This window comes from Acidocella aquatica, assembly GCF_030160635.1.
GTDB classification, from domain to species: Bacteria; Pseudomonadota; Alphaproteobacteria; order Acetobacterales; family Acetobacteraceae; genus Acidocella; species Acidocella aquatica.
On record NZ_BSOS01000005.1, the window covers coordinates 111,000 to 131,938 of the forward strand.

Annotated in this window: 18 protein-coding genes and 1 pseudogene; 10 read left to right on the forward strand and 9 right to left on the reverse strand. The window is 61.0% G+C overall.

Annotated features, from left to right (window positions below; all coding sequences use genetic code 11):
• Positions 1-308: 308 nt before the first annotated feature.
• A complete protein-coding gene (locus QQJ84_RS01070; protein ID WP_284256049.1) occupies positions 309-1,151 on the forward strand; it encodes a dienelactone hydrolase family protein in 843 nt (280 codons plus the stop codon).
• A gap of 6 nt (positions 1,152-1,157) precedes the next feature.
• Here the strand turns inward: QQJ84_RS01070 and QQJ84_RS01075 are convergent, their stop codons facing one another.
• The 4 genes from QQJ84_RS01075 to QQJ84_RS01090 all read right to left on the reverse strand — a co-directional run bounded on the left by QQJ84_RS01075 (position 1,158) and on the right by QQJ84_RS01090 (position 6,199).
• Positions 1,158-3,353: an urea transporter gene (locus QQJ84_RS01075; protein WP_284256050.1), complete on the reverse strand. Its 2,196-nt coding sequence runs from the start codon at positions 3,351-3,353 to the stop codon at positions 1,158-1,160.
• Positions 3,353-4,783: a type III PLP-dependent enzyme domain-containing protein gene (locus tag QQJ84_RS01080; protein ID WP_284256051.1), complete on the reverse strand. Its 1,431-nt coding sequence runs from the start codon at positions 4,781-4,783 to the stop codon at positions 3,353-3,355. The genes QQJ84_RS01075 and QQJ84_RS01080 overlap by 1 nt, the downstream gene beginning before the upstream one ends.
• Positions 4,780-5,730 (reverse strand): hypothetical protein, encoded by a 951-nt coding sequence (locus tag QQJ84_RS01085; RefSeq protein ID WP_284256053.1) that lies wholly within the window; start codon positions 5,728-5,730, stop codon positions 4,780-4,782. Before QQJ84_RS01085 ends, QQJ84_RS01080 begins: the two co-directional genes overlap by 4 nt.
• A 124-nt stretch (positions 5,731-5,854) precedes the next feature.
• The gene (locus QQJ84_RS01090; protein ID WP_284256054.1) at positions 5,855-6,199 is read right to left on the reverse strand and encodes a PqqD family protein; all 345 of its coding nucleotides are present in this window, start codon (positions 6,197-6,199) and stop codon (positions 5,855-5,857) included.
• A 294-nt stretch (positions 6,200-6,493) separates the two neighbouring features.
• Between QQJ84_RS01090 and QQJ84_RS01095 the strand changes: the two genes are divergently transcribed.
• Complete coding sequence (locus tag QQJ84_RS01095; RefSeq protein WP_284256055.1) at positions 6,494-8,095, forward strand: ABC transporter substrate-binding protein; 1,602 nt, start codon at positions 6,494-6,496, stop codon at positions 8,093-8,095.
• A 243-nt stretch (positions 8,096-8,338) separates the two neighbouring features.
• Here the strand turns inward: QQJ84_RS01095 and QQJ84_RS01100 are convergent, their stop codons facing one another.
• On the reverse strand, positions 8,339-8,857 hold the full coding sequence (locus QQJ84_RS01100; protein ID WP_284256056.1) for a hypothetical protein: 519 nt from the start codon (positions 8,855-8,857) through the stop codon (positions 8,339-8,341).
• Positions 8,858-9,340: 483 nt separating this feature from the next.
• Between QQJ84_RS01100 and QQJ84_RS01105 the strand changes: the two are divergent.
• Positions 9,341-9,484: pseudogene (locus tag QQJ84_RS01105) on the forward strand (transposase); the annotation flags it as partial.
• Complete coding sequence (locus QQJ84_RS01110; RefSeq protein WP_284256143.1) at positions 9,465-10,511, forward strand: glycerophosphodiester phosphodiesterase family protein; 1,047 nt, start codon at positions 9,465-9,467, stop codon at positions 10,509-10,511. The pseudogene QQJ84_RS01105 and the gene QQJ84_RS01110, both read left to right, overlap by 20 nt.
• 226 nt (positions 10,512-10,737) lie before the next feature.
• On the opposite strand, the gene QQJ84_RS01115 is transcribed toward QQJ84_RS01110, so the two are convergent.
• A complete protein-coding gene (locus QQJ84_RS01115; RefSeq protein WP_284256057.1) occupies positions 10,738-11,769 on the reverse strand; it encodes an aspartate-semialdehyde dehydrogenase in 1,032 nt (343 codons plus the stop codon).
• A gap of 109 nt (positions 11,770-11,878) precedes the next feature.
• Between QQJ84_RS01115 and QQJ84_RS01120 the strand changes: the two genes are divergently transcribed.
• The 3 genes from QQJ84_RS01120 to QQJ84_RS01130 all read left to right on the forward strand — a co-directional run bounded on the left by QQJ84_RS01120 (position 11,879) and on the right by QQJ84_RS01130 (position 13,869).
• Entirely contained in the window at positions 11,879-13,114 is a 1,236-nt protein-coding gene (locus QQJ84_RS01120; protein WP_284256058.1) for an MFS transporter, read from the forward strand.
• Positions 13,115-13,171: 57 nt separating this feature from the next.
• The gene (locus QQJ84_RS01125; protein WP_284256059.1) at positions 13,172-13,489 is read left to right on the forward strand and encodes a hypothetical protein; all 318 of its coding nucleotides are present in this window, start codon (positions 13,172-13,174) and stop codon (positions 13,487-13,489) included.
• Positions 13,490-13,623: 134 nt separating this feature from the next.
• Entirely contained in the window at positions 13,624-13,869 is a 246-nt protein-coding gene (locus QQJ84_RS01130) for a superinfection immunity protein (RefSeq protein ID WP_284256060.1), read from the forward strand.
• Between the two features lie 136 nt (positions 13,870-14,005).
• Here the strand turns inward: QQJ84_RS01130 and QQJ84_RS01135 are convergent, their stop codons facing one another.
• Positions 14,006-14,719, reverse strand: coding sequence for a class I SAM-dependent methyltransferase (locus QQJ84_RS01135; RefSeq protein ID WP_284256061.1), 714 nt, complete (start codon positions 14,717-14,719; stop codon positions 14,006-14,008).
• Positions 14,720-14,759: 40 nt separating this feature from the next.
• On the opposite strand from QQJ84_RS01135, the gene gloB reads away from it, so the two are divergent.
• The 3 genes from gloB (at position 14,760) to bktB (ending at position 18,318) form a co-directional block, all read left to right on the forward strand.
• Positions 14,760-15,485 (forward strand): hydroxyacylglutathione hydrolase, encoded by a 726-nt coding sequence (gloB, locus tag QQJ84_RS01140; protein WP_284256062.1) that lies wholly within the window; start codon positions 14,760-14,762, stop codon positions 15,483-15,485.
• Positions 15,486-15,488: 3 nt separating this feature from the next.
• Positions 15,489-17,060, forward strand: coding sequence for a tetratricopeptide repeat-containing sulfotransferase family protein (locus QQJ84_RS01145; protein ID WP_284256063.1), 1,572 nt, complete (start codon positions 15,489-15,491; stop codon positions 17,058-17,060).
• A gap of 79 nt (positions 17,061-17,139) precedes the next feature.
• Entirely contained in the window at positions 17,140-18,318 is a 1,179-nt protein-coding gene (bktB, locus tag QQJ84_RS01150) for a beta-ketothiolase BktB (RefSeq protein WP_284256064.1), read from the forward strand.
• 39 nt (positions 18,319-18,357) lie between these two features.
• On the opposite strand, the gene trpS is transcribed toward bktB, so the two are convergent.
• Entirely contained in the window at positions 18,358-19,359 is a 1,002-nt protein-coding gene (gene trpS, locus QQJ84_RS01155; protein ID WP_284256065.1) for a tryptophan--tRNA ligase, read from the reverse strand.
• Between the two features lie 31 nt (positions 19,360-19,390).
• On the reverse strand, positions 19,391-20,938 hold the full coding sequence (gene murJ / locus QQJ84_RS01160) for a murein biosynthesis integral membrane protein MurJ (protein ID WP_284256066.1): 1,548 nt from the start codon (positions 20,936-20,938) through the stop codon (positions 19,391-19,393).
• Between the last annotated feature and the right edge of the window lies 1 nt (position 20,939).

The window sequence follows — 20,939 nt, forward strand, 5'->3', positions numbered from 1 at the left end:
CAAGCGGCTTTCGGCGCCCAGTTTCGCCCTGCTTTGAGTCGTGCATTTGCGTGGACGGCGCGTTTTCGCATGATGGCGGTTATTGCGGCTTTTGCGGGTTTTCCGGCGGCGATTATGGCTTGATACTTGGCTTTGAAGTCTGGGTTGAAGCGTGTTGCGACGATATGGGAAAATAATAGTTGGCGAATCGAAATTAACGGCCAAAATAGTTTAATTAATAAAACTTAATTTTTTGGAAATCGTAATTTAGTCAACTTTAAGTGCAAAGAATTTTCTAAGCTGTCGCTGAGGCACTTCTGGGAGCTAAAATGAAAACCGTGCGGATTTTATCCGTGGCGCTTGCCGCTGCGGCAGTGTTGTTTTGCGGTCTCAGTGGACCTGCCCAGGCGCAGGAACAAGTTGGCTTTCAGGCTTCCGACCCCTTTACGGCAAATGAGGTCACACTCACTGCGGAGTTGAACAAGCCGCTCGGCAATGGGCCATTTCCCGCCGTCGTGGTTATGCATGGCTGTGGCGGCTGGCAACCGGCGGTGCTGTATTCGCTTGACCTGCTCTCGGAATACCTCAGCGAGCACGGCTATGTGGTTCTGGATGTGGACAGTTTCGGACCGCGCAACCTATCGGGCGACGAGATGTGCGCCAGCAATGCGCAACTCCGGCAAGCGCTCGTCTACCGCGCCCATGATGCCTTCGATGCTATGCGTTATCTACGCGCGCAACCCTTCGTCCAACCGCAGGACATTTTTCTGATGGGCCAAAGCAACGGTGGCAGCGTGGCGCTGGAAGCCGCGGACGCCAGCGACCTGAAATCTCTCAATGGCCCCGGCGCTTTCCGTGGCGTGGTGGCCTATTACCCGTGGTGCGGCGTATATTCTCAGCGCCCCGTGGACCTCGCCTCACCTCTGCTGATCTTTAACGGCGGCGCCGATAACTGGGTGTCCGCCAGCCAATGCACGCGTATCAAAAGCACTGGCGCGGACATTGCCGAAATCACCTACCCTGATGCCGTGCATTCATTCGACATCAACATCCCCAAGCAACTCTATCAGGGCCATTGGGTCGGCTATGACCCGCAGGCAGCCCAAGATAGCGAGGCGCGCATGCTTGCCTTTTTCAACGCTCAGCTCACGCCTGACATCCGTCAGGATTGAGCCGCCTCAGAATGGGAGCCCGGGCTCAAAGGAGAGTTGCGTGTAAATAACGCTGCCCGTCTCGAACACGGCCTCCACCTTCACCGGTCCGCGCAAACGCTGGAATGTGCAGGTAATCTTGGTGGGCAGCAAAGATGACTGCCTGACCGGGATACTCTCCACCACCAGCGTGCGCGTCTCAGTGTTGGGCGTCTCCAGGCACATGCATCGCATCTCGGGTAGGGGCAGCCGCCTATAGGGCCAGAGTGAGAGGCTGAAGGAATTCGCCACAAAGGCCCAAGCCAGCGCCGGTTCGTACCATTCCATGGCGCTTCTGGCGGCATAGGGAATGGAGGGAATGGCCAGGGCCAGCAAGCGCAGCAGCGGGGCGCGCAGCTTGTGAAGCTCACGTATACGCCACGCGTCAGGGTCAAGATGAAGAACAAGGCCGCCACCGAAACAGGAAGTGAGGATATGCTGCCCCTCCATATCCAGCCGCGTGGTGATGTGCTCGATTTTTCCGCGTCTGTTGGGTTGGCGGAAGCGCGACGGCAGCCTGCCGGTCACGGCGACGGTCCACACGGCCGAGCCCGGCGCTAAGCTCGTCAATATCTGATAAGTTTCCGGTTCCGGCCAGGAGGCGGCAAGAACTGTCTGTTCTTGCGGCACGCCTGATTCCCGCCAGAAACTGCCAATGCCGCGCTCGGCAAGCCGCGTCTCGTAATTGGCCAGGCGGAACGGGCTGGCCGGCGCGCCCATATGGGGTGAATTCTGCACCTGCAAATGCAGATGCGGCACCGGCGAGCGGCCTGAATTCCCCACCTTACCCAGATAAGCCCCCAGCTCCACACGCGTGCCGGCTATTACCGCGATGCTGGATTGCTTAAGATGTGCGAGCAGCACCCAACCGCCCTGATCCATGCGCAGCAGGACATAATTCCCCCAGTTTTCCGCATAGTTGCAAACCCCGAGCTCGTTATCGGGGATATTGTCCCTCACCCGCTCGACCGTACCGGAAGTTGGCGCGGTAACAAGCGCCTCCCAGATCGACTCGCCGGGCGGCCTCTGGAAATCAAGCGCATAACGCCAAGCCCCGGAATGGCTCAACCGGCCATTGAAGCCTTGTGTGATCTGCACAGCCCCGGTCAAAGGCACAACAAGCAACGGCTCATGGCTGCCAAACCGGCGTACATGGTCGACCGCATATGCCCAGGCTTGTTCGGGCGGTATGTTGTGCCGCTCATTGCGCCTGATCAACGCCTCGTCCTTGGTCAGGGTGAATGCCGTCAGGCAAATCCAGATTATTCCAATCGCCGGTAGTGGCAGAAACGCCCAGGCTGGCTCCATATGCTGGATTAGTGCCGCCAGCACAGCCGCCCCCATGCCGCCAACAACCGCCAGGCCAAGGCTCGGCCAGCCCGGCAGGAAATACGCCGCCCCCAACGCCATACCCGCAATAAAGAAGTTATATGACGCCGGTTGCCAGTAGAACGGCACCGACAGCCCCTGCAATTGTATGGAAGTGAGTGCGCCGGCCAGCCACCCGGCAAACCCGGTGAAAACAATTATCCGCGACCACAACAGCAAGGCGAGGCCGACGATAATCCCGACCTCCAATGTCGGCGAGAACACCAGCGAGCCCAGCGAACGGATGAAAATCTGCGCATCCGCCCAAGCATTCACGGGGGCCGGCCAGACCAACAGCGTGCTCGACGCACTCTGCACCCAGAGCGGGAACAGCGTGAACAAAATTCCCGCGACAATGCTGAAACCAAGCACCATCGGCGGGAGCAGCGTTTCGGCAAGCGCGCGCATCAGCGCGGCGGTAATAAGGCCGGCCGCGCTTGCCGCCAGCGTGGCGAGCACGATCTCAGTTTCCAATGGCGTGTAGGAGCCAGAGGTGAGCCACGCGACCGCAACCGCGCCGAGAATTGCATTGGCCCGCACGCCACCGCCCAGCGCGGGCCTATCCAGCACCCCGATTAGGCGGCCAGTGATATCGCCCACCCAAAGCCCGAACAGCCCAAAGATCAGGCTGCGCACATGCCCGGCGGTAACCGCCACCCAGAGCAGAATGCCGAGCCTGGAATCGCCGATCAAAAACGCCAACCCTAGTGCGCCACCTACCCTGGCGAGCAACAAATCTCCAGCGCGGCGCATTGGCTTGGCCGGAAACTCCAAGCAACCGCCGCGCAGGGTATTAGAATTTTCCTGTTCGCTCATTATCTGGTCAGATGCTCCGGCATCCTCTCCGGACCGCTAATATCCTCAAGCGTCTCGCGGGCACGGATGATATCAGCCTTGCCGTCGTTGCTGATCAGCACCAACGCGGGGCGATATTGGATGAACTGCATCCATTGTGTGACGTTATAGGCGCCCACGGGATGGATCGTGAGAATATCGCCTGTCTCCAGCGGTGGAAGATCGACATGATCCCGGATCACGTCGATGGCCATGCACAACGAGCCGTAAATACGCGACGTCACCGGCGGCGCGTCAATCGTCCGTGCCGGCAAAATCTCGAACTGATACCATGCGCTCGTATACAGCAGGTTGATGCCGGCATCGACGACATAGCCAATGCGTGAATCCTCATTAAGGATCATGCGTTCTTTATAGGCGCGCGCTGACAACCCGCCATCGGTGAGCGCCGGTCGGTTTACGCCCTTCACGGCGATGACTGTGCTCAGCAGATAGCCGGCCTCATCCACCAGATAACGCCCGGTTTCAAGCCGCAGTAACGGCTGCTCGCCGGGCGGCAACTCACGCAAAACATCGGTGATCGCCGTCGCGAACGCCTCTATCGGCGGCACCACCTGCTCCGCAGGCCCGGCGAAACCGTGCAACAGGCTATGCGAGGGGAAGCCACCACCCAAATTCAGACATGGCACCAGATAATGGTATCTGGCCCGCAATGCATCCCGAAGGTGCAACAATTTTTTCGCCGTAACAGCATAGGCGTTGGGGGCAAGAATGTAGGTGCCAATATGGCAGTGCAACGTATGCAGTTGCAGATTCGGATTCTCGAGAATCCGCGCCGCCGCGCGCTCAGCCTCGCCATTTTCCAAAGCAAAGCCGAATTTCGACCACACAGGCTTGATCTCGGGATCAAGCCACACGCGTAGCCCGATATCCACGACCTTGCCATGTTGCGCCACCAGTTCCTCGGCCAGGCTCAACTCGTCCCAGTTGTCGATCTGGATCAGCGCGCCTTCTTCAATCGCCGTCTTCATCGCCGCGCGCGGTTTGTAGGGGCCGTTGAAGACGATCTCATTACCCTCAAAGCCAATCTGCCGCGCCTTTTCGTACTCGAATTGCGAAACCACTTCCGCGATCCACCCCTCGCTTTGCAAAATTTTACAGATGGCACCGAGATAATTCGTCTTCAGCGACCACGCGAAGCTGGTCTTTTGATAACGGCTCCTGAATGCCTCGCGAATCCGCTTGGCCTTGGTCCGGATGTCGTATTCGGAAAAGACAAAGAGCGGCGAACCGAACTCCTCGATCAGCCCCACGACCGGCAGCCCGTCGATTTGGAACAGCGACGGTGCCCGCGGCCCACGCGCATAAAAATTACGGTCCTCAGCTACATGCGGGGCGTTGCGTCCAAGTTCTCCGCTGATGACGGGAGGAATGTAAGAACGATCCATCATAGCCTCCTGGAAAAGTTAAAAAGCGACGAACCGGTCCGTTCTCCGGTGCTGGCTAATTCCGCAAGATCGGCAATATCACCCAGCACATCAACACAATGGCGAATGAACATCCGCCCCGGCTCGCAGGGCGCAAGCGGGGTTTGCTCCGTCTCCATCAGCCATTCCAGCAAACAGGCGGGCAGATTGCAGCCAAGTTGCGAGGGGAAATCCACCCAGGCCGGAAATCTTGGATTCATCTCAAAAACAAGATGCCGCTGCCCCGGCGCCTTGATGAGTTCCAGCTCAAAGGGCCCTGCCCAGCGGAGCGCGCGGATAAACCGGCGGGCAAGATCGTCGATCCGCGTATCCGCCACGACCACACCAGCAAACCCCTTACCCGCCGATGTGCGCAGCATTTTCCGGATGGAACAACTACCGATGATGCCGCCTCGGCCATCTCCCAGGCCGACAACGTCATATTCCTCGCCGACCACCATCTCCTGCACCATCACGGGCAGCCCCCACATCTCGGCAATATCCTTAAAAGCGGCGTAGAGCTCTGCTTCCGTGGCTGCCAGATGCGCCTCATAATATATCCCTTTCACATAGATCGGATACCCGATCTGCTCCGCAAATCTGGCCAATTCCACTGCATCATGCGCCATTCTCGTTTTCGGCGTGGGGATATCAATCCGGTGGCAAAGGAGCGAAAGCGCATCCTTGCGGCGCCGCAAAAAAGCCGCCTTACCCGGCAACATCATCTTGATCCCGCGATGCGCAAGAACCCCTTGCAGCTCAATATAATTCATAATTTCGGAATCGAGACACGGAATGATGAAATCAATCTTCTCTTTCTCAAGAATGCTTTCCAGACGCTCCATGAGCGCCCGAGCGCCGGCCCTTGGATACGGCATCAAATAAACCGCATCGAGATGACTGTTGTCCCGGCAATAGATCGTGCTTTCCATCGGGTCATAAGAAAATCCGATGATCCTGACACCGGGAAACCGCCGCCGCAAACTCGCAATCACCGCGGCTCCAGGCTGCGGATTGTCGCCTCGATGCAACCCCGTAACCGCGACGGATACCGCGTTAATGGGGATTGGCTTTGTCATGGACAAACTGATCCAACGGATCGAGGGCAACCAATTCGTTCAGAAACAATTGAACATCTCTCGCTGCCATCGCATGATCGATACCATAACGTTGCTGCATCGCCGCCGGCAGATCGGCAATGCTGACGCCACCGACAATCGAACGGAGAATAAAACTAGCAACCGCACTCAGCCGGAAAAACATTCCCGATTTGGTGTCGAACACAAATTCATCGCCATAAAAGCGCAATCCGGAAGCAGGCAGTGCCGCCACGGTAGACGCATGCTCCGCATCTGCGATAACGGCAGGATCAACGGACTTGGCAGTAAGGTGGGCATCCATCTATGTCCCTCCCGTACGTTAAATTGTACTCAATTTTGAGACCTGTTAACAAATAAATGTAAAAAAGACTTATTTTAACTTCTCACCCGGACACAAGCGAATTGTTCTTTGCTTCTTTAAGGCATTGAGAGTAATATTAATAACCCAACAAACAGTACTTCGTTCATTGATTTGCATCAATGCCAAAAACAAATATTTGTTGGTAGTGTCGTTAATATAAAGATCATTAGGACGCGAAATTAAACTGATCGCTGCACTTTGTCGGCCTAAAGGCTGAAAAATAAGGAGTCTTCGATGCTTTTAAGGAAACTGAGAAAGCTGGCTCTGTCAGCAACCATCTTCTCGCCTTTGGCAATTGGGGTCCTCGCGCCTTCCGCCGCGCAGGCGGGGCCTCAATTAAAACCAACACCTTCCATTTTGCGGGTCGCTGTGCATGTAGGGCTGGAAACGCTCGATCCCATCACCACCACCGCCTATATTGATCGAACACATGGCTACCTAGTGTATGACACTCTGTTAGCAATGGACAAGAACTTCCAGCCACAACCACAGATGGTCGGCCACTGGACGGTGTCCCCGGACCAGAAGACATGGATATTCGTGCTGCGCGATGGGTTGAAATGGAGCGATGGCACCAATGTTGAGGCCGCCGATTGCGTGGCCTCGCTTGAACGCTGGGGTAAACGCGATGGTACCGGGCAGCAGTTGTTCGAAGATATCGCAAGCCTGACCGCGCCGGACAGCAAAACGATTGAGATACAGCTCAAAGCCCCGGACGATACTTTGCTGGATGCACTAGCGAAATTGTCATCGAACGTGCCGTTCATGATGCCCAAACGCATTGCCGAGACAAGCCCATACACATCCATTACCGACCCGACCGGCTCCGGCCCCTACATGTTCGTGATGAAGGACTGGGTGCCTGGCGAAAAAGCCGTGTATGTGAAGAATCCTTATTACAAGCCTCGCTCGGATACGCCTTCGCTCGCCGCGGGCGCAAAGATCGCGCAGGCTGACGAGATCGATCTTATTCACTATGCCGACCCCAAAGCCGCGGCCAAGGCGCTGATCGATGGGTATGTGCAATATGATGAATCGCCGCCGATGAGCGTCCTGCCGATGCTCGAAGCAGACCAGAGCATTATTGTCGAACCGACATCACCGCCGGGCGCGGTTGGCATGCTCCGCTTCAACGCAGCCATCCCGCCCTTCGATAACCCTGCCATCCGGCTTGCAGTGCTCGAGGCCATCAACCAGACCACCTACATGGAGGCAGCGTTCGGCAATGACCCGCGCTGGTGGCGCACCTGTTATTCCATCTATCCCTGCGGCACGACATACGCGACCGACTCCGGCAACTGGATTATGAAGCTGACCAACCCGCAGGCCGCGCGCTACGCCCTCGAAAACGCTGGTTACAAGGGAATGCCGGTGGTCGTGCTCGACCCGGTGGATATCCCGGTTCTCGCGGCTTTTACAAACGTCACTGTCAAGATGCTGAAAGATCTTGGCATGAAGGTCGAGGTCGAGAATATGACCTGGGACGAGATGCTGAAGCGCCGCAACAACCGCGGGACCGAAAACGGGTGGAACATATTCGATACCTGGTGGATTGCTGATGACATCTCCTCCCCGCAGGCGATCGCCTATTCCGGTGATCCCAAAACGGGTTGGGTAGGCTGGCCGGACGATCCGAAACTTGAAAAGGACCGCGTGGCGTTTACGGCGGCCACGACCCTGGCCGACCAGCAGGCCAAAGCCGCTCAGGTGCAAGCAGATGTACTGCAAGATGCAACAGTCGGAATTCTCGGCCAATTTTTCGAACCGATTGCTTTCAGCAAAAGCGTAACGGGTCTGACCACACCGGTCCAGTTTTTCTGGAATCTCCGGCCGTAATAGCATGTCTCGCGATGTGTCCATTGGTGTTTGATCCCGGACTTTAGAGCCTGATCGCTTTAAGTGCGATCAGGCTCTAGCCGTATTTCTGAGGGCGTTTCACGCTTTCGGCTCGCTCGGTTGAGCGAACCTCAAACGATCGCACTCTAGTGGATAGGATCTGACACTTGGTACCCGCCCACGACCGTCCTTCGCTCTAGCTTTGAACACTAAAATTAGTGCTCCGCCATCGCCGCCTTGGCCTCAGGCGGGAGCCGTTGGGCCCTCGGCGGAAACCCGCGCGCTTGCCATCCGCTCCAGGGCTTCGTCGTGGGCGGCTGCGGTGGCGCTTCTCACATAGTTTGCCAGCATGTCTGGGGTGGCAATCTCGATCATCACCCGGTTCTCAATCCAAAACTCGATCAGCTCGAACGCCGGGTGCCCGGGCGGTCCGCGCCAGCAGTTCAGCGTGCGCCAGCCCTCGCGATCACCGATGCGCTGCACAGTGGCGCGGTCTGTGTCCAGCGACAACAGGACGTGGAACGGGAAGACCGCCGGGCTCTCGTTGCGGCCGAAGACGATCTGGCCGTCGCTCTGGCCCGGCGACATGGTAGTGCCGTCGGGGTAGATCTCCATCGCCGTCCCGTGCCCGTCCTCAGCGAGCATCATGACCGAGCCGGGACAAGGACCGAGGAATGGCCGCGCCTGCCAGCCGGCCAGTTCTGTCAGCACCTTGGCGACATGGCTCACGTCGAGTGCGGGAATCGAAACGTGATGGATCATAGCGTCCTCCCTAAACGGCTTCGATAGCGCCGTTGTATGGGCCTCAATCGGAGCCCGATCAAGTTGGAGACTCTCGGATACCGCCAGGTTCATCAGTCAAACCCGTCTTTTGCGACGGCTGCTTTTTTGGTCGCGGGCTCCCTTGACGACGATGCCCAGAAGCGGACGCCGCGTTGGGCGGCAAGGGGGCGATTCCCATCGTTGGCTTCCAGTTCGGAACCGGGCCTTCGACCGACAGCCTTATCGACGCACTGCTGGGAATCATGTGTGAGATTTTGACCACTAGCACTACTTTGGCATATTTTGGGTGGCGCTTTTGTCAGGGGCATATCACAGTGCGGACATCGCCGAGGCGGAGGCAGCGCGAAGAGAGGTGGCACGCGAAATTCAGACGCCGGGATAAGTGGAATTTCTGCCTGAACCCGGCGATGATGCCGCAGAACAGTAGAGCAGCTTACGAAGCGTACCCGCCATAACCACGCCCTGGCTTTCAAGGCCAAAGTGGCGTTAGCCGCTTGGAAGGGCGAGAAGACGTTGGCTGAATTGGCGCAGCTTTACGATGTTCACCCGAACCAAATCACGACCTGGAAGGGGCAACTTGCGGAAGGTGCCGCCGGGCTGTTTGGCGGCGCGCCGGGCGCAGCAGGCCGTCATTCCAGAGAAGCATCTCTTTTTGAGGCGAGGCATCGTGATTATGTTCGGTCTCACCGGTATCAATTCTGGTGAAAGACTGAACATGCGAAACATGATTGCGGTTTTTGGGCATCGCGGCGCGCGAGGTTTGGCGCCAGAGAACACGCTGGCGGGATTTCGCCTGGCTTCATGTCTGGGCTTGACGGGAGTTGAGTTTGATGTCGGCATGACGGCGGATAATGTCCCAGTCGTCCACCACGATGCGCGGCTGCATCCTGACATCGCCCGTAATGAGAGCGGCGTCTATGCCGGCGCGGATGCGCCGTTGATCAGAGCCCTCACCTATCAGCAATTGGCCACCTACGATGTCGGACGATTGCGCCCCGGTTCGGCTTATGCCCGCCGGTACCCAGGCCAACAAGCGCAGGATGGGGAGCGGATTCCAACGCTTGCCAAGGTTTTGACAACATGTGCATCGCTTGATCTGCTTGTGGAGATCAAGACCGCACCTGACCGGCCCGATATAACTCACACACCGTCGGAATTGGTCGAACAGGTATCGCGCGTTTTAGGCGCCGCGAAGTCGAGCGAGAATGCCGGGCTTATCGCGTTTGATTGGAGGGTGTTGGATGTGGCGGCACGACGCGCGCCATCTCTGCGGCGCGGCTGTCTGACGGACGCGAATACGGTGTGCCAAGCCCGTCTTTGGTTCGGTGATAGCAGACTTGATGCGCACGAACCGGAAAAGCCAGGTAGCGTGCCGCGCACCGTGGCAAGTACTGGGGCTGTTATATGGGCGCCCGACCATAAGACCATCACTGAAGCCGATATAGCGGAAGCGCGGCGCCTGGGCCTTGCTGTGATTCCTTGGACGGTCAATGATCCCGACGATATTCAGCGCATGATCGAGCTTCGGGTGGATGGGATGATTTCAGACGTTCCAGACCAAGCGAAAGCCATGATTGCCGCCCGCGGCATTGCGCTCGCGGCGCCGGGCTTTGTTTCACGCCTACGGATGTGAGACCGGCTCCGAGCATCGCTCGTTTTGGGCTGTGCGCCAGAGTGCGATCGTTTGAGGTTCGCTCAACCGAGCGAGCCGAAAGCGTGAATCGCCCTCAGAAAAATAGCCAGAGCCTGATCGCACTTAGAGCGATCAGGCTCTGGCTTGACGCAGGGCGTTCAAGCTAGCCGCATGAATTTATTCGCTCAAACATGAAATTAGGGTATTTGGCGATTTGCTGAATACCCTAACCGGCCTGGCAGGCCAGAAGTTTTTGCGCGACCAGCGCCTCGGCGATCTGCACCGCGTTCAGCGCGGCTCCCTTGCGCAAATTGTCAGACACGCACCAGAAGGCCAGGCCATGGGGCACGGTGGGGTCCTTGCGGATGCGCGAGACGAATACCGCGTCCTCGCCCTTGCATTCGATGGGGGTGATGTAGCCGCCATCGACGCGCTGGTCGTGCACCTCCACGCCGGGTGCGGCGCGCAGGGCCGCGCGGGCCTCGTTCACGCTCACCGGGTTTTCGAACTCGACATAAACAGCCTCCGAATGCCCGATGAACACCGGCACGCGCACGCAGGTGGCGATGACCTGAATGGCCGGATCGAGAATTTTTTGCGTCTCGACCACCATCTTCCATTCCTCCTTGGTGGCGCCATCATCCATGAACACGTCGATCTGCGGGATGACATTGAAGGCAATGTCTTTCTGGAAGATCTGCGGCGGGTTCTTGTCGTGCACATAATGCACCTTGGTGTTGGCCAGAAGCTCGTCCATGCCCTCTTTCCCGGCGCCGGAAACCGACTGGTAGGTGGCGACGACAACACGCTTGATCTTAAATTTATCGTGCAGGGGCTTGAGGGCCACGACCATCTGGATGGTCGAGCAGTTGGGGTTGGCGATGATGTTGCGCTTACGGAACTGGGTGATCGCCTCCGGGTTCACTTCCGGCACAACCAGCGGCACATCAGGGTCCATACGGAACTGCGAGGTATTGTCGATGACGACGCAACCCGCCGCGCCCGCGCGCGGGGCGTGAATTGCCGAGATCGAGGCGCCCGGCGAGAACAGGCCGATGTCCCAGCCCGTGAAGTCGAAGGTCTCAAGGTTTTTCACGGTGAGGATTTTATCCTCCCCGAAGGACACCTGCGAGCCGGCGGAGCGGCCCGAGGCCAGGGCGGCGACCTCGGAGACCGGAAAATTCCGCTCGGCAAGGGTTTTGAGGATTTCGCGCCCGACCGCACCGGTGGCACCAACAACCGCAACCCTGAAAGACATCGCAACAATCTCCAAATTGAAAAGTGAACGGTGAAGTAAAACCAAAGGGGGGGCAACGCAAGGCAGGGGCTGGTTTGCGGCTCCCTTATGGCTCTGGCATAGCCGGCGCATGACCTCTGGCCCCATTACCGTGCCGTCCCCCAAGGCAGCGGCGTTGTTGCGCCATAAGCCGTTCCGGCTGTTTTTCATGGCGAGGGGCATGTCCAGTTTTGCTTACCAGATCGCCGCGGTGGCGGTGGGCTGGCAGGTTTACGCGCTCACCCATAGCGCCTTCGACCTCGGGATGGTCGGGCTGGTGCAGTTTTTGGCGCTGGCGGGTCTGTCATTTTTCGGCGGCCACGCGGCTGACAAGTATGAGCGCCGGCGCGTGGCGCAGATTTGCCAGAGTGCCGAGGGCCTGGTGGCGGTGGTTCTGGCCTGGGGCAGCTTTGCCGGCTGGCTGAGCGTGCCGGAGATTTTTGCCGCCGTGGCGGTGCTGGGCGGGGCGCGCTCGTTCGAGAGTCCGGCGGTAAGCGCGTTGTTGCCTGGCGTGGTGCCGGTGGGATTGCTGCAGAAAGCCTCGGCGCTGACCACCGGGGTGTTCCAGTGCGCGATGATCAGCGGGCCGGCGGTGGGCGGGTTACTATACGCGCTCAGCCCTGGCGTGCCCTATGTGGTGATGGCGGTATGCTGGCTGGTGAGCGGCGCGCTGAACGGGGCGATTACACTGGAGCGCAAGGTGGAGGCCAAGGCGCCGCCTGATTTTCGGGCGGTGTTCGCGGGCGTGGGGTTCGTGCGCCGCAACCCGGCGATTCTGGGGACCATCTCGCTGGACCTGTTCGCCGTGCTGCTCGGCGGGGCGACCGCGCTGCTGCCGATTTATGCCCATGATATTTTGCACACCGGCCCCTGGGGGCTTGGCGTGTTGCGCGGTGCACCGGCGGTGGGCGCGTTGCTCATGACGGCGTTTCTGGCGCGCTTTCCCATCACCCGCCGCGTCGGCATGCGCATGTTCCAGGCGGTCATCATATTCGGCATCGCCACCGTGGCGTTCGCGCTCTCGCGCTGGCTGGTGTTTTCGCTGTTCGCGCTGGCGGTTATGGGGGCGGCCGATACCATCAGCGTCATCATCCGCCTCTCGCTGGTGCAGTTGGCGACGCCTGATGACATGCGCGGGCGGGTGGGGGCGGTGAACTATTTGTTCATCAACGCCTCCAACTTGCTGGGCGAGTTTGAGAGCGGGATGACCGCGGCATTGTTCGGCGCGGTTCCCGCGGCGGCGCTTGGCGGGGTGGGCACGGTTCTGGTGGCGCTGCTCTGGATGAAGCTTTTTCCCGCGCTGCGTGAGGTGGAACGCCTGGAATAGCCGAAAGTTCTGGAGATTTTAGATCGTTGCGCTATAGTTCCACAACGGAGGCAAAAAGTGGGCAATGCGCTTCAGTCTGTTCTGAGCAGTGTTTTCTCCTTCTGTGAGGTGCTCCTCAATTGCGCCGGCTGGGTTAACGATGCGGCATCCAGTTTTCTGTCCAGGCTGGGGATACCCCCATCGTATCAACTTTATGTTTTCCTGGTCATTCTGGTTGCCGTCTCGGTGTTCGCGCTGCGTTGGCTGGGCGGGTTCATGGGCTGGCTGCTGGTGTTGCTGCTGTTGCTGCTGTTGCTGCAGCGGGTTTTGCCTGATTTCACCTCCGCCAGCCCCCAGAACCTGCCGGTGATTCACCCGCTGCAATCCGCGCTTTAACCAGAGCCGGATCACTTTGAGCGCGATCAGGCTCTGGCTGTTTTTCTGAGGGCGATCTCTCCGTACACGCGAAGTACCTATCTCTTGCAATTCCGGGTCAATTCTTACTATCGTCTTCCCATAAGGGGGGCGTCATGGGCAGTTTTATGTTGTTGATTTTAGCCATTCTAGGCTTCCTTCTCTATTTTCTTCCCTGCATTATCTCAGGCAACCGCAATGCCACGAACGGCGGGGCTGTCTTTATGGTCAACTTGCTTTTTGGCTGGACATTAATCGGCTGGCTGGTTGCCATGATTATGGCTATTACCGCACAGACAGAGGTATCGGCCGAAATCGAACGCGAGACATTGCGCCAGTTACGAGCCAAGGCAAACAAATAGCCTGCCTGGCCGTTACGCTCCATAAGCCCTCTTCCGCCCAATCTACCGATAAACGCTTTCGGCTCGCTCAGGCGAGCGAACCTCAAACGATTGCGCTTAATTGATAAGAGGCTGATTCAGCCATTCGCTGAAGACCCTAACGGCCCGCATCCACCAGCACCCGGCGGCCCGCGGCCCGGTGCCGCGCGGGAATAAGCCCGTGCAGATCCTTGCTCGCCGCCACGACGTGCAGCCCGGCGAATTGCGGCGCCAGCAGGCGCCCGGTGCGCTCGCACATATTAAATACCCGCAGCGCCGGTCCCCAGTTCAGCGGCGGGGCGAACAGGCAGGTTTCCTCGGCTTCGACGCGGAAAAACAGCCCTTGCAGCAGCCGGGTGATCTGGGCCTCCGAATACGGCTGGCCATGGCCGAAGGGCGTGCTCTCCGCATAGGCCCAAAGCCCGCGCCGGTTGGGCGCCACGATGATCAGCTGCCCGTCATCCTTCAGCAGCCGCCACACCTCGCGCAGGCAGCGCCGTGCGTTGCCGGCCTGCTCCAGCCCATGCACGAGGAGGATCCGGTCAAACATCAGGTCGGGGAAGGGCAGGGCATCCTCCTCCGCGCTGCACGCGAGGTTGGCCCGTCCGGCAGGCCACGGGGCCAGCCCCAGTTGCGGCGGCGATACAGCGATGCACCGCCGCGCCTGTTCGCGCCACAAATGCAGATAAGGCCCAGTGTAGCCAAGCCCCAGCACCGACATCCCGGTGCAGTCCGGCCATAGCGCAAGCAGCTTCCGCCGCAGCAGGGCGGCTGTCATCTGTCCCAGCGCGGTGGCATAAAATCCGGCCGCATCTCGCGTATCGGTCGCCATTGGCCCTATATATACGCGCAAACACCAAGGAGTGACACAGGTGACAGTGACGGCAACGCGCATCCCCATGCTGACCGATAATTATTCCTGGCTGCTGCGGGAGTCGGGCACCGGCAAGGTGGCCATCGTCGACCCGGCGGCGGCCGAACCGGCTCTTGCCGCGGTGGAGGCGGCCGGGGGTCGGCTGGATTATATTTTTCTCACGCATCATCACGGCGACCATATTGACGGTGTGCCGGCGCTCGTGGCGCGCTACCATCCGGTGGTGGTAGGCCACGCGGCTGATTCGCACCGGCTGCCCAAGCTCGATATCGCGGTGCGCGAGGGCGACCTTGTCGATTTCGGCGCCGCGAAATTGCGCGTCATCGCGGTTCCTGGCCACACGCTGGGCCATATCGCCTATTACATCGCCGATGGCGGCATCTTGCTCCCCGGCGACACGCTGTTCAGCCTGGGCTGTGGCCGGTTGTTCGAGGGCACGGCGGAGGACATGTTCACATCGCTGCAAAAATTCGCCGCGCTGCCGGGGGAGACGTTGATCTGCTGCGGCCATGAATACACCCAGTCCAACGCCAAATTCGCGCTGGCGGTAGACTCTGACAACGCAGCGCTGCGCGCCCGCGCGGCGGCGGTGAACGCGCTGCGCGAGGCCGGGCAGGCCACCGTTCCGGTCACCCTGGCAAGCGAGCGCGAATGCAACCCGTTTTTGCGCTCAGCCGACGCCGCCAGCCTCGGCCGCCTGCGCGCCGCCAAGGATGTATTCTAGCCCATGAACCGCCAGGAGCGCCGCCGCCTCGCCAAGACCAATCCGTCCAACAGCGCGGCGCTGCTCGCGCAGGGGGTTCGCGCGCATCAGGCGGGCAATCTGGCGGCGGCGGAAACCGCGTACCGTGAAGTGTTGCATCAGGAGCCCGGGCATTTTGACGCCATGCGGCTGCTCGGCGAGTTGATCCTGAGCCGGGGCCAGGCCCGTGACGCGCTGGCGCTGCTGAATCACCTCACCGCGCTGCACCCGCGCAATTTTCTCGCGCATTACACCCTGGGCAACGCCTGCCGCCTCACGGGGCAGGTTGATACCGCCATCGCCTGCTACCGCAACACCCTGGCCCTGAACCCCGGATTCGCGGCGGCGCATCACGGCCTGGGGCTGGCGCTGCGCCGGGCCGAGCGCGAGCGCGAGGCCGCTGATAATTTCCGCCAGGCGCTCACCGCCGAACCCAACTGGGCCGAGGCGTGGAAAGACCTGGGGCTGGCGCTGGCGATGCTGGGTGAACTGCCGGACGCCGAAGCCGCGCTCAAACGCGCCACCGCCTTGCGGCCGGGCTTCGGGGAGGCGCAGCGCCACCTCGCCGCGATCCGCTGCGACACCCCCACGCAGGCCGAAACCGCCGCCCTGCTGGCCTGCGCCGCCGACCCGCGGCTGCCGCCCGATGAAAAGCTGGAGATTCTCTTCACCCTCGGCCGCCAGGAGGACAAGGCCGGGCAGTATGAGGCCGCCTTCAACCATTTCGCCGCCGCCAACGCCCTGCTGCGCGCCCGGCAGGCCCAGGCCGGCATAGGCTTCGAGCGCGCCCGGCTAGTCCAGGACGTTGATAAACTGGCCTCCACCTTCAGCCCCGCGTTTTTTGTGGCGCAAGGCGGCACCGGCAGCCCTTCCGAGGCCCCGGTCTTCATCGTGGGCATGCCGCGCGCCGGGTCCACCCTGTTTGAGCAGATCGCGGCCAGCCATTCGCAGGTTTTCGGCGCGGGCGAGTGTCTTGGCATCGGCGCGGCCGCCGCGCGCATCGGCTGGGCGCCATCTCCGGCCTGGACCCCCGCCGCCCTGCGCACCGAGGCCGAGACCTATCTGCGCACCCAGCAGAGCAAGGCCGGAACCGCCGCGCGCATCATCGACAAAATGCCCGACAATATTTTCCAGCTTGGCCTTATCTCGGCCCTGTTCCCCCAGGCGCGCATCATCTTCTGCGCCCGAGACCCGCGCGACACCATCCTCTCCTGCTTCTTCCAGCATTTCGCGCAGCCGCTGGCCTACGACACTGACTTGCAGGACTGCGCCTTCCGCCTGCGCGAGGTTGAGCGCCTCACCCGCCACTGGCAGAGCGTGCTGAAGCTGCGCCACATGACGCTCTCCTACGACGCCCTGCTGGCGGCGCCGGAGGCTGAATCGCGGCGCCTCATCAGCTTCCTCGGGCTGGACTGGGAGGCGCAATGCCTGGATTTCCACCAGAGTGCCCGGGCAGTGCGCACCGCCAGCTGGGCGCAGGTGCGCCAGCCGTTGTATCAAAACGCCTCGGGCCGCTGGCGCCACTATGCGGCGCAGCTGAGCGGGGTGGAAATCTAGCCTTTCCCCCAGGTTTACCTTAGCGCGCAGTTTTTGCTTAACTTATACCAGAACAACCGTCCAAAAAGGGAAACCATAAATGCAAGACGTTTTCATCCTTTCCGGCCAGCGCACCGCCATCGGCGATTTCGGCAAAAGCCTGAAGGACATTCCGCCAACCAAGCTGGGTGAAATCGCGATCCGCGCCGCCATCGCCAAGGCTGGCGCCGAAGCGGCTGAAATCCAGAACGTGGTGATGGGCACGGTCATCTACACCGAACCGCGCGACACCTACCTCTCGCGCGTCTCCTCGCTGGATGCGGGGGTCCCGGTGGGCACCCCGGCGATGAACGTCAACCGCCTTTGCGGCTCGGGCCTGCAGGCCATCATCTCCGCCGCGCAGGGCATCATGCTGGGGGACTCCTCGCTGGCCGTCGCTGGCGGGGCTGAATCCATGAGCCGTGGCGGCTATCTGCTGCCCTCCGGCCGCTGGGGCGCGCGCCTTGGCGACGGTCAGATCATCGACATGGTGGTCGGCACCCTCAACGACCCCTTTGGCGGCGGCCATATGGGCATCACCGCTGAAACCGTCGCCACCCGCTATGGTCTCACCCGTGAGATGCAGGATGCATTCGCAGTGGAATCCCACCGCCGCGCCGCGCTCGCCATCGCCGAGGGCCGTTTCAAAGCCCAGATCACCCCGGTGGAACTCGCCTCGCGCAAAGGTGTCACCCTGTTCGAGACCGATGAGCATCCGCGTAGCGAGACCAGCATGGAGAGCCTGGGCGGCCTGAAACCAGCCTTCCAGAAGGGCGGCACTGTCACCCCCGGCAATGCCTCCTCGCTTAACGACGGCGCGGCCGCCGTGGTCCTGGCCTCCGGCGCCGAGGTTGCCCGCCGCAACGCCAAGCCGCTCGCCCGCCTGGTCGCATACGGCCATGCCGGCGTGGAGCCCGGAGTCATGGGCCTCGGCCCCATCCCCGCTTCGCAGATCGCGCTGAAAAAAGCCGGGCTCACCATCGCCGATATCGACGTGATCGAGGCCAATGAAGCCTTCGCCGCCCAGGCCTGCGCCGTCGCTCATGACCTCGGCTTCCCGCCGGAAAAAGTTAACCCCAACGGCGGCGCCGTCGCCCTGGGGCATCCGGTCGGCGCCTCGGGCGCCATCATCACCATCAAGGCCCTTTACGAGCTGCAACGCACCCAGACCCGCTATGCGCTTGTCACCATGTGCATCGGCGGCGGCCAGGGCATCGCCGCGATTTTCGAGCGGGTGTGAAACAAAATCCCCGGTGATGCTTTGTCACCGGGGGGAGTTTTATCCGCGGGCTAAAAACCCGACCAGCCGTTCCGCCTCGTCGACGATCGGGTTGGCGATGGCGGCGGCGCGGCGCGCGCCTGCCTGCAATATCTGGTCGAGATGCGCGGGTTCGGCCAGAAGCTCCTGCGCCCGGGCATTGATCGGCGCCAGATGCGCGATGAGCGCCTCCACCAGTTTTTCCTTGAACGGGCCAAAGCCCGAGCCTGCGAATTCGGCCAATACGGCGGCGGTTTTCTGCCCGGTCATGGCGGCGTAGATACCCACCAGGTTCGCCGCCTCCGCCCGCCCGGCCAGCCCCTCGGCGGTTTCCGGCAAAGGCTCGGGGTCGGTTTTGGCGCGGCGGATTTTCAGGGCGATGGTATCCACATCGTCGGTCAGGTTGATCCGGCTCTGGTCCGAGGTGTCGGATTTGGACATTTTTTTGGCGCCGTCGCGCAGGCTCATCACCCGCGCGGTCTCGGGTAAAATCAGCGGCTCGATGCGCGGAAAAAATTCCACGCCGAAATCATGGTTGAATTTCTCGGCGATGTCGTTTGCCAACTCCAGATGCTGGCGCTGGTCATCGCCCACCGGCACCTGCGTGGCGTGGTAGGCGTGAATATCGGCGGCCATCAAATTCGGGTAGACGAACAGCCCGGTGGAAACCGCCTCGCGGTCTTTACCGGCTTTGTCCTTGAACTGCGTCATCCGGCTGAGCCAGCCGAAGCGCGCGACGCAGTTGAAAATCCAGGCCAGGCGCGCATGCGCGTGCACGGCGGATTGGTGGAAGAGGATGTGCTTATCCGGGTCGATGCCGCAGGCGATCAATATCGCCGCGTTCAGCCGCGTTTGGTCGCGCAGCAGAACAGGATTCTGCGCCACCGTGATGGCGTGCAGGTCGACGAGGCAGAACACGCATTCGTTGCTGTCCTGTAGTTTGACCCAGTTTTGCACGGCGCCGAGGTAGTTGCCGAGATGCGCGATGCCAGTGGGCTGAATGCCGGAGAATATGCGTGCCATGGCGGCTACGTCGCGCGGTTTTTTGCCCCGGTCAACCGGGGGCGGGTTTCGGGCGCCGCCGCTTCAGCAATGCCGCCAGCTCCGAGAGATCAAACGCGCGCAGCAGAATCCCCGAACCGCCATAGGCAACGCCGCCCGCCAGTGTGAGCAGTAAAAATTGCGGAATGGTCGTCTTGCCGTGAGGGAGCACAAAAACCTCCATCGCGAAAAGCGCGCCGGCCATGATCGCCCCGGCCAGCATGAGGCGCGGCACCCGGCGCCGGGCGGCGGCATCGAGCGCGAAATGCCCCCGCCGGTGCAGCAGGAAGAGCAGCACGGCGGCGTTGAAGGCCGATGACAGGCTGGTGGCCAGCGCCGGGCCCACGGCCTTGAGCGGATGCATGAACAGCAGGTTCATGCACAGGTTCAACACCACCGCCGCCACGCCGATCTTCAATGGCGTCACAGTATCCCCGCGCGCGAAAAACCCGGGGGTGAGCACCTTCACCAGCGCGAACACCGGCAGGCCGAGCGCGAAGGCCGCCAGCGAATTCCCCGCCAGCAGCGCGGTATGCTGCGAAAACGCGCCGCGCACGAAGAGCACATCCATCACCTGCCGCCCCGCGACTGAAAGCCCGATGGCGGCGGGCAGGGTGAGCATGAGCACCCCTTCCAGCGCCCGGTTGAGCGCGTTCAGCGCCGCCCCCTCCTCGCGCAGGGCGATGTGGCGGGTGATCGCGGGGAGCAGCGCCGTTCCGGCGGCGGTGCCGATCACCCCCAGCGGCAACTGGTTCACCCGGTCGGCGTAATACAATACAGAGACCGACCCCGCCGGCAGCAGCGTGCCGATGATGATGTCGATGGAGACATTGAGCTGCGTCACCCCCGCCCCCACCAGCCCCGGCGCCATGCGGCGGAACAATGTCCTGATGCGCGGTGTCAGCCTGGGCCGTGGCACGGTGATGCGTATCCCCGCCCGGCGCGCCGCCCAGATGAGCAGAAAAAGCTGCGCGATGCCCGAAACCGTGACCCCCCAGGCCAGCGCATAGCCCGGGTTGGGCGTGTAGCGGCTCAAGCCCAGCATGAAGGCGATGGAAAACACGTTGAAGAGCACCGGCGCTGCGGCGGCGGCGGCAAAACGGTTCATGGCGTTGAGCACGCCCGAGAACAGCGCCGTGAGGCAAACGAAGAACAGATACGGGAACATGATCCGCGTCAGCGCCACCGCCAGCTCAAATTTGGCGTGATTCCCTGAAAACCCCGGGGCGAGCACATACAACAGCCAGGGCGTGAAAATCTCGCCCGCGGCCGTGATGCCGCCCAGCCAGAAGATCATCACCGCCGTCGCCTCCTCGGCGAACCCGGCGGCCGCCGCCACGCCCTCGGTGTGCAGGATGCTGGAGATGGAGGGCACGAAAGCGGCGTTGAACGCCCCTTCGCCAAACAGCCGCCGGAACAGATTGGGCAGCCGCAGCGCCACGAAGAACGCATCGGCCACCGGCCCGGTGCCAAGAATCGCGGCGATGAGAATATCCCGGGCGAAGCCCAGGACGCGGCTCGCCATCGTCCACATCCCAACCGTAAAGGCACCGCGCATCATG

Coding starts and splice junctions, on each gene's coding strand:
- QQJ84_RS01070 (WP_284256049.1), top strand. CDS start 309: ATGAAAACCGTGCGGATTTTATCCGTGGCGCTTGCCGCTGCGGCAGTG.
- QQJ84_RS01075 (WP_284256050.1), bottom strand. CDS start 3,353: ATGAGCGAACAGGAAAATTCTAATACCCTGCGCGGCGGTTGCTTGGAG.
- QQJ84_RS01080 (WP_284256051.1), bottom strand. CDS start 4,783: ATGATGGATCGTTCTTACATTCCTCCCGTCATCAGCGGAGAACTTGGA.
- QQJ84_RS01085 (WP_284256053.1), bottom strand. CDS start 5,730: ATGGAAAGCACGATCTATTGCCGGGACAACAGTCATCTCGATGCGGTT.
- QQJ84_RS01090 (WP_284256054.1), bottom strand. CDS start 6,199: ATGGATGCCCACCTTACTGCCAAGTCCGTTGATCCTGCCGTTATCGCA.
- QQJ84_RS01095 (WP_284256055.1), top strand. CDS start 6,494: ATGCTTTTAAGGAAACTGAGAAAGCTGGCTCTGTCAGCAACCATCTTC.
- QQJ84_RS01100 (WP_284256056.1), bottom strand. CDS start 8,857: ATGATCCATCACGTTTCGATTCCCGCACTCGACGTGAGCCATGTCGCC.
- QQJ84_RS01115 (WP_284256057.1), bottom strand. CDS start 11,769: ATGTCTTTCAGGGTTGCGGTTGTTGGTGCCACCGGTGCGGTCGGGCGC.
- QQJ84_RS01120 (WP_284256058.1), top strand. CDS start 11,879: ATGACCTCTGGCCCCATTACCGTGCCGTCCCCCAAGGCAGCGGCGTTG.
- QQJ84_RS01130 (WP_284256060.1), top strand. CDS start 13,624: ATGGGCAGTTTTATGTTGTTGATTTTAGCCATTCTAGGCTTCCTTCTC.
- QQJ84_RS01135 (WP_284256061.1), bottom strand. CDS start 14,719: ATGGCGACCGATACGCGAGATGCGGCCGGATTTTATGCCACCGCGCTG.
- QQJ84_RS01145 (WP_284256063.1), top strand. CDS start 15,489: ATGAACCGCCAGGAGCGCCGCCGCCTCGCCAAGACCAATCCGTCCAAC.
- bktB (WP_284256064.1), top strand. CDS start 17,140: ATGCAAGACGTTTTCATCCTTTCCGGCCAGCGCACCGCCATCGGCGAT.
- trpS (WP_284256065.1), bottom strand. CDS start 19,359: ATGGCACGCATATTCTCCGGCATTCAGCCCACTGGCATCGCGCATCTC.
- murJ (WP_284256066.1), bottom strand. CDS start 20,938: ATGATGCGCGGTGCCTTTACGGTTGGGATGTGGACGATGGCGAGCCGC.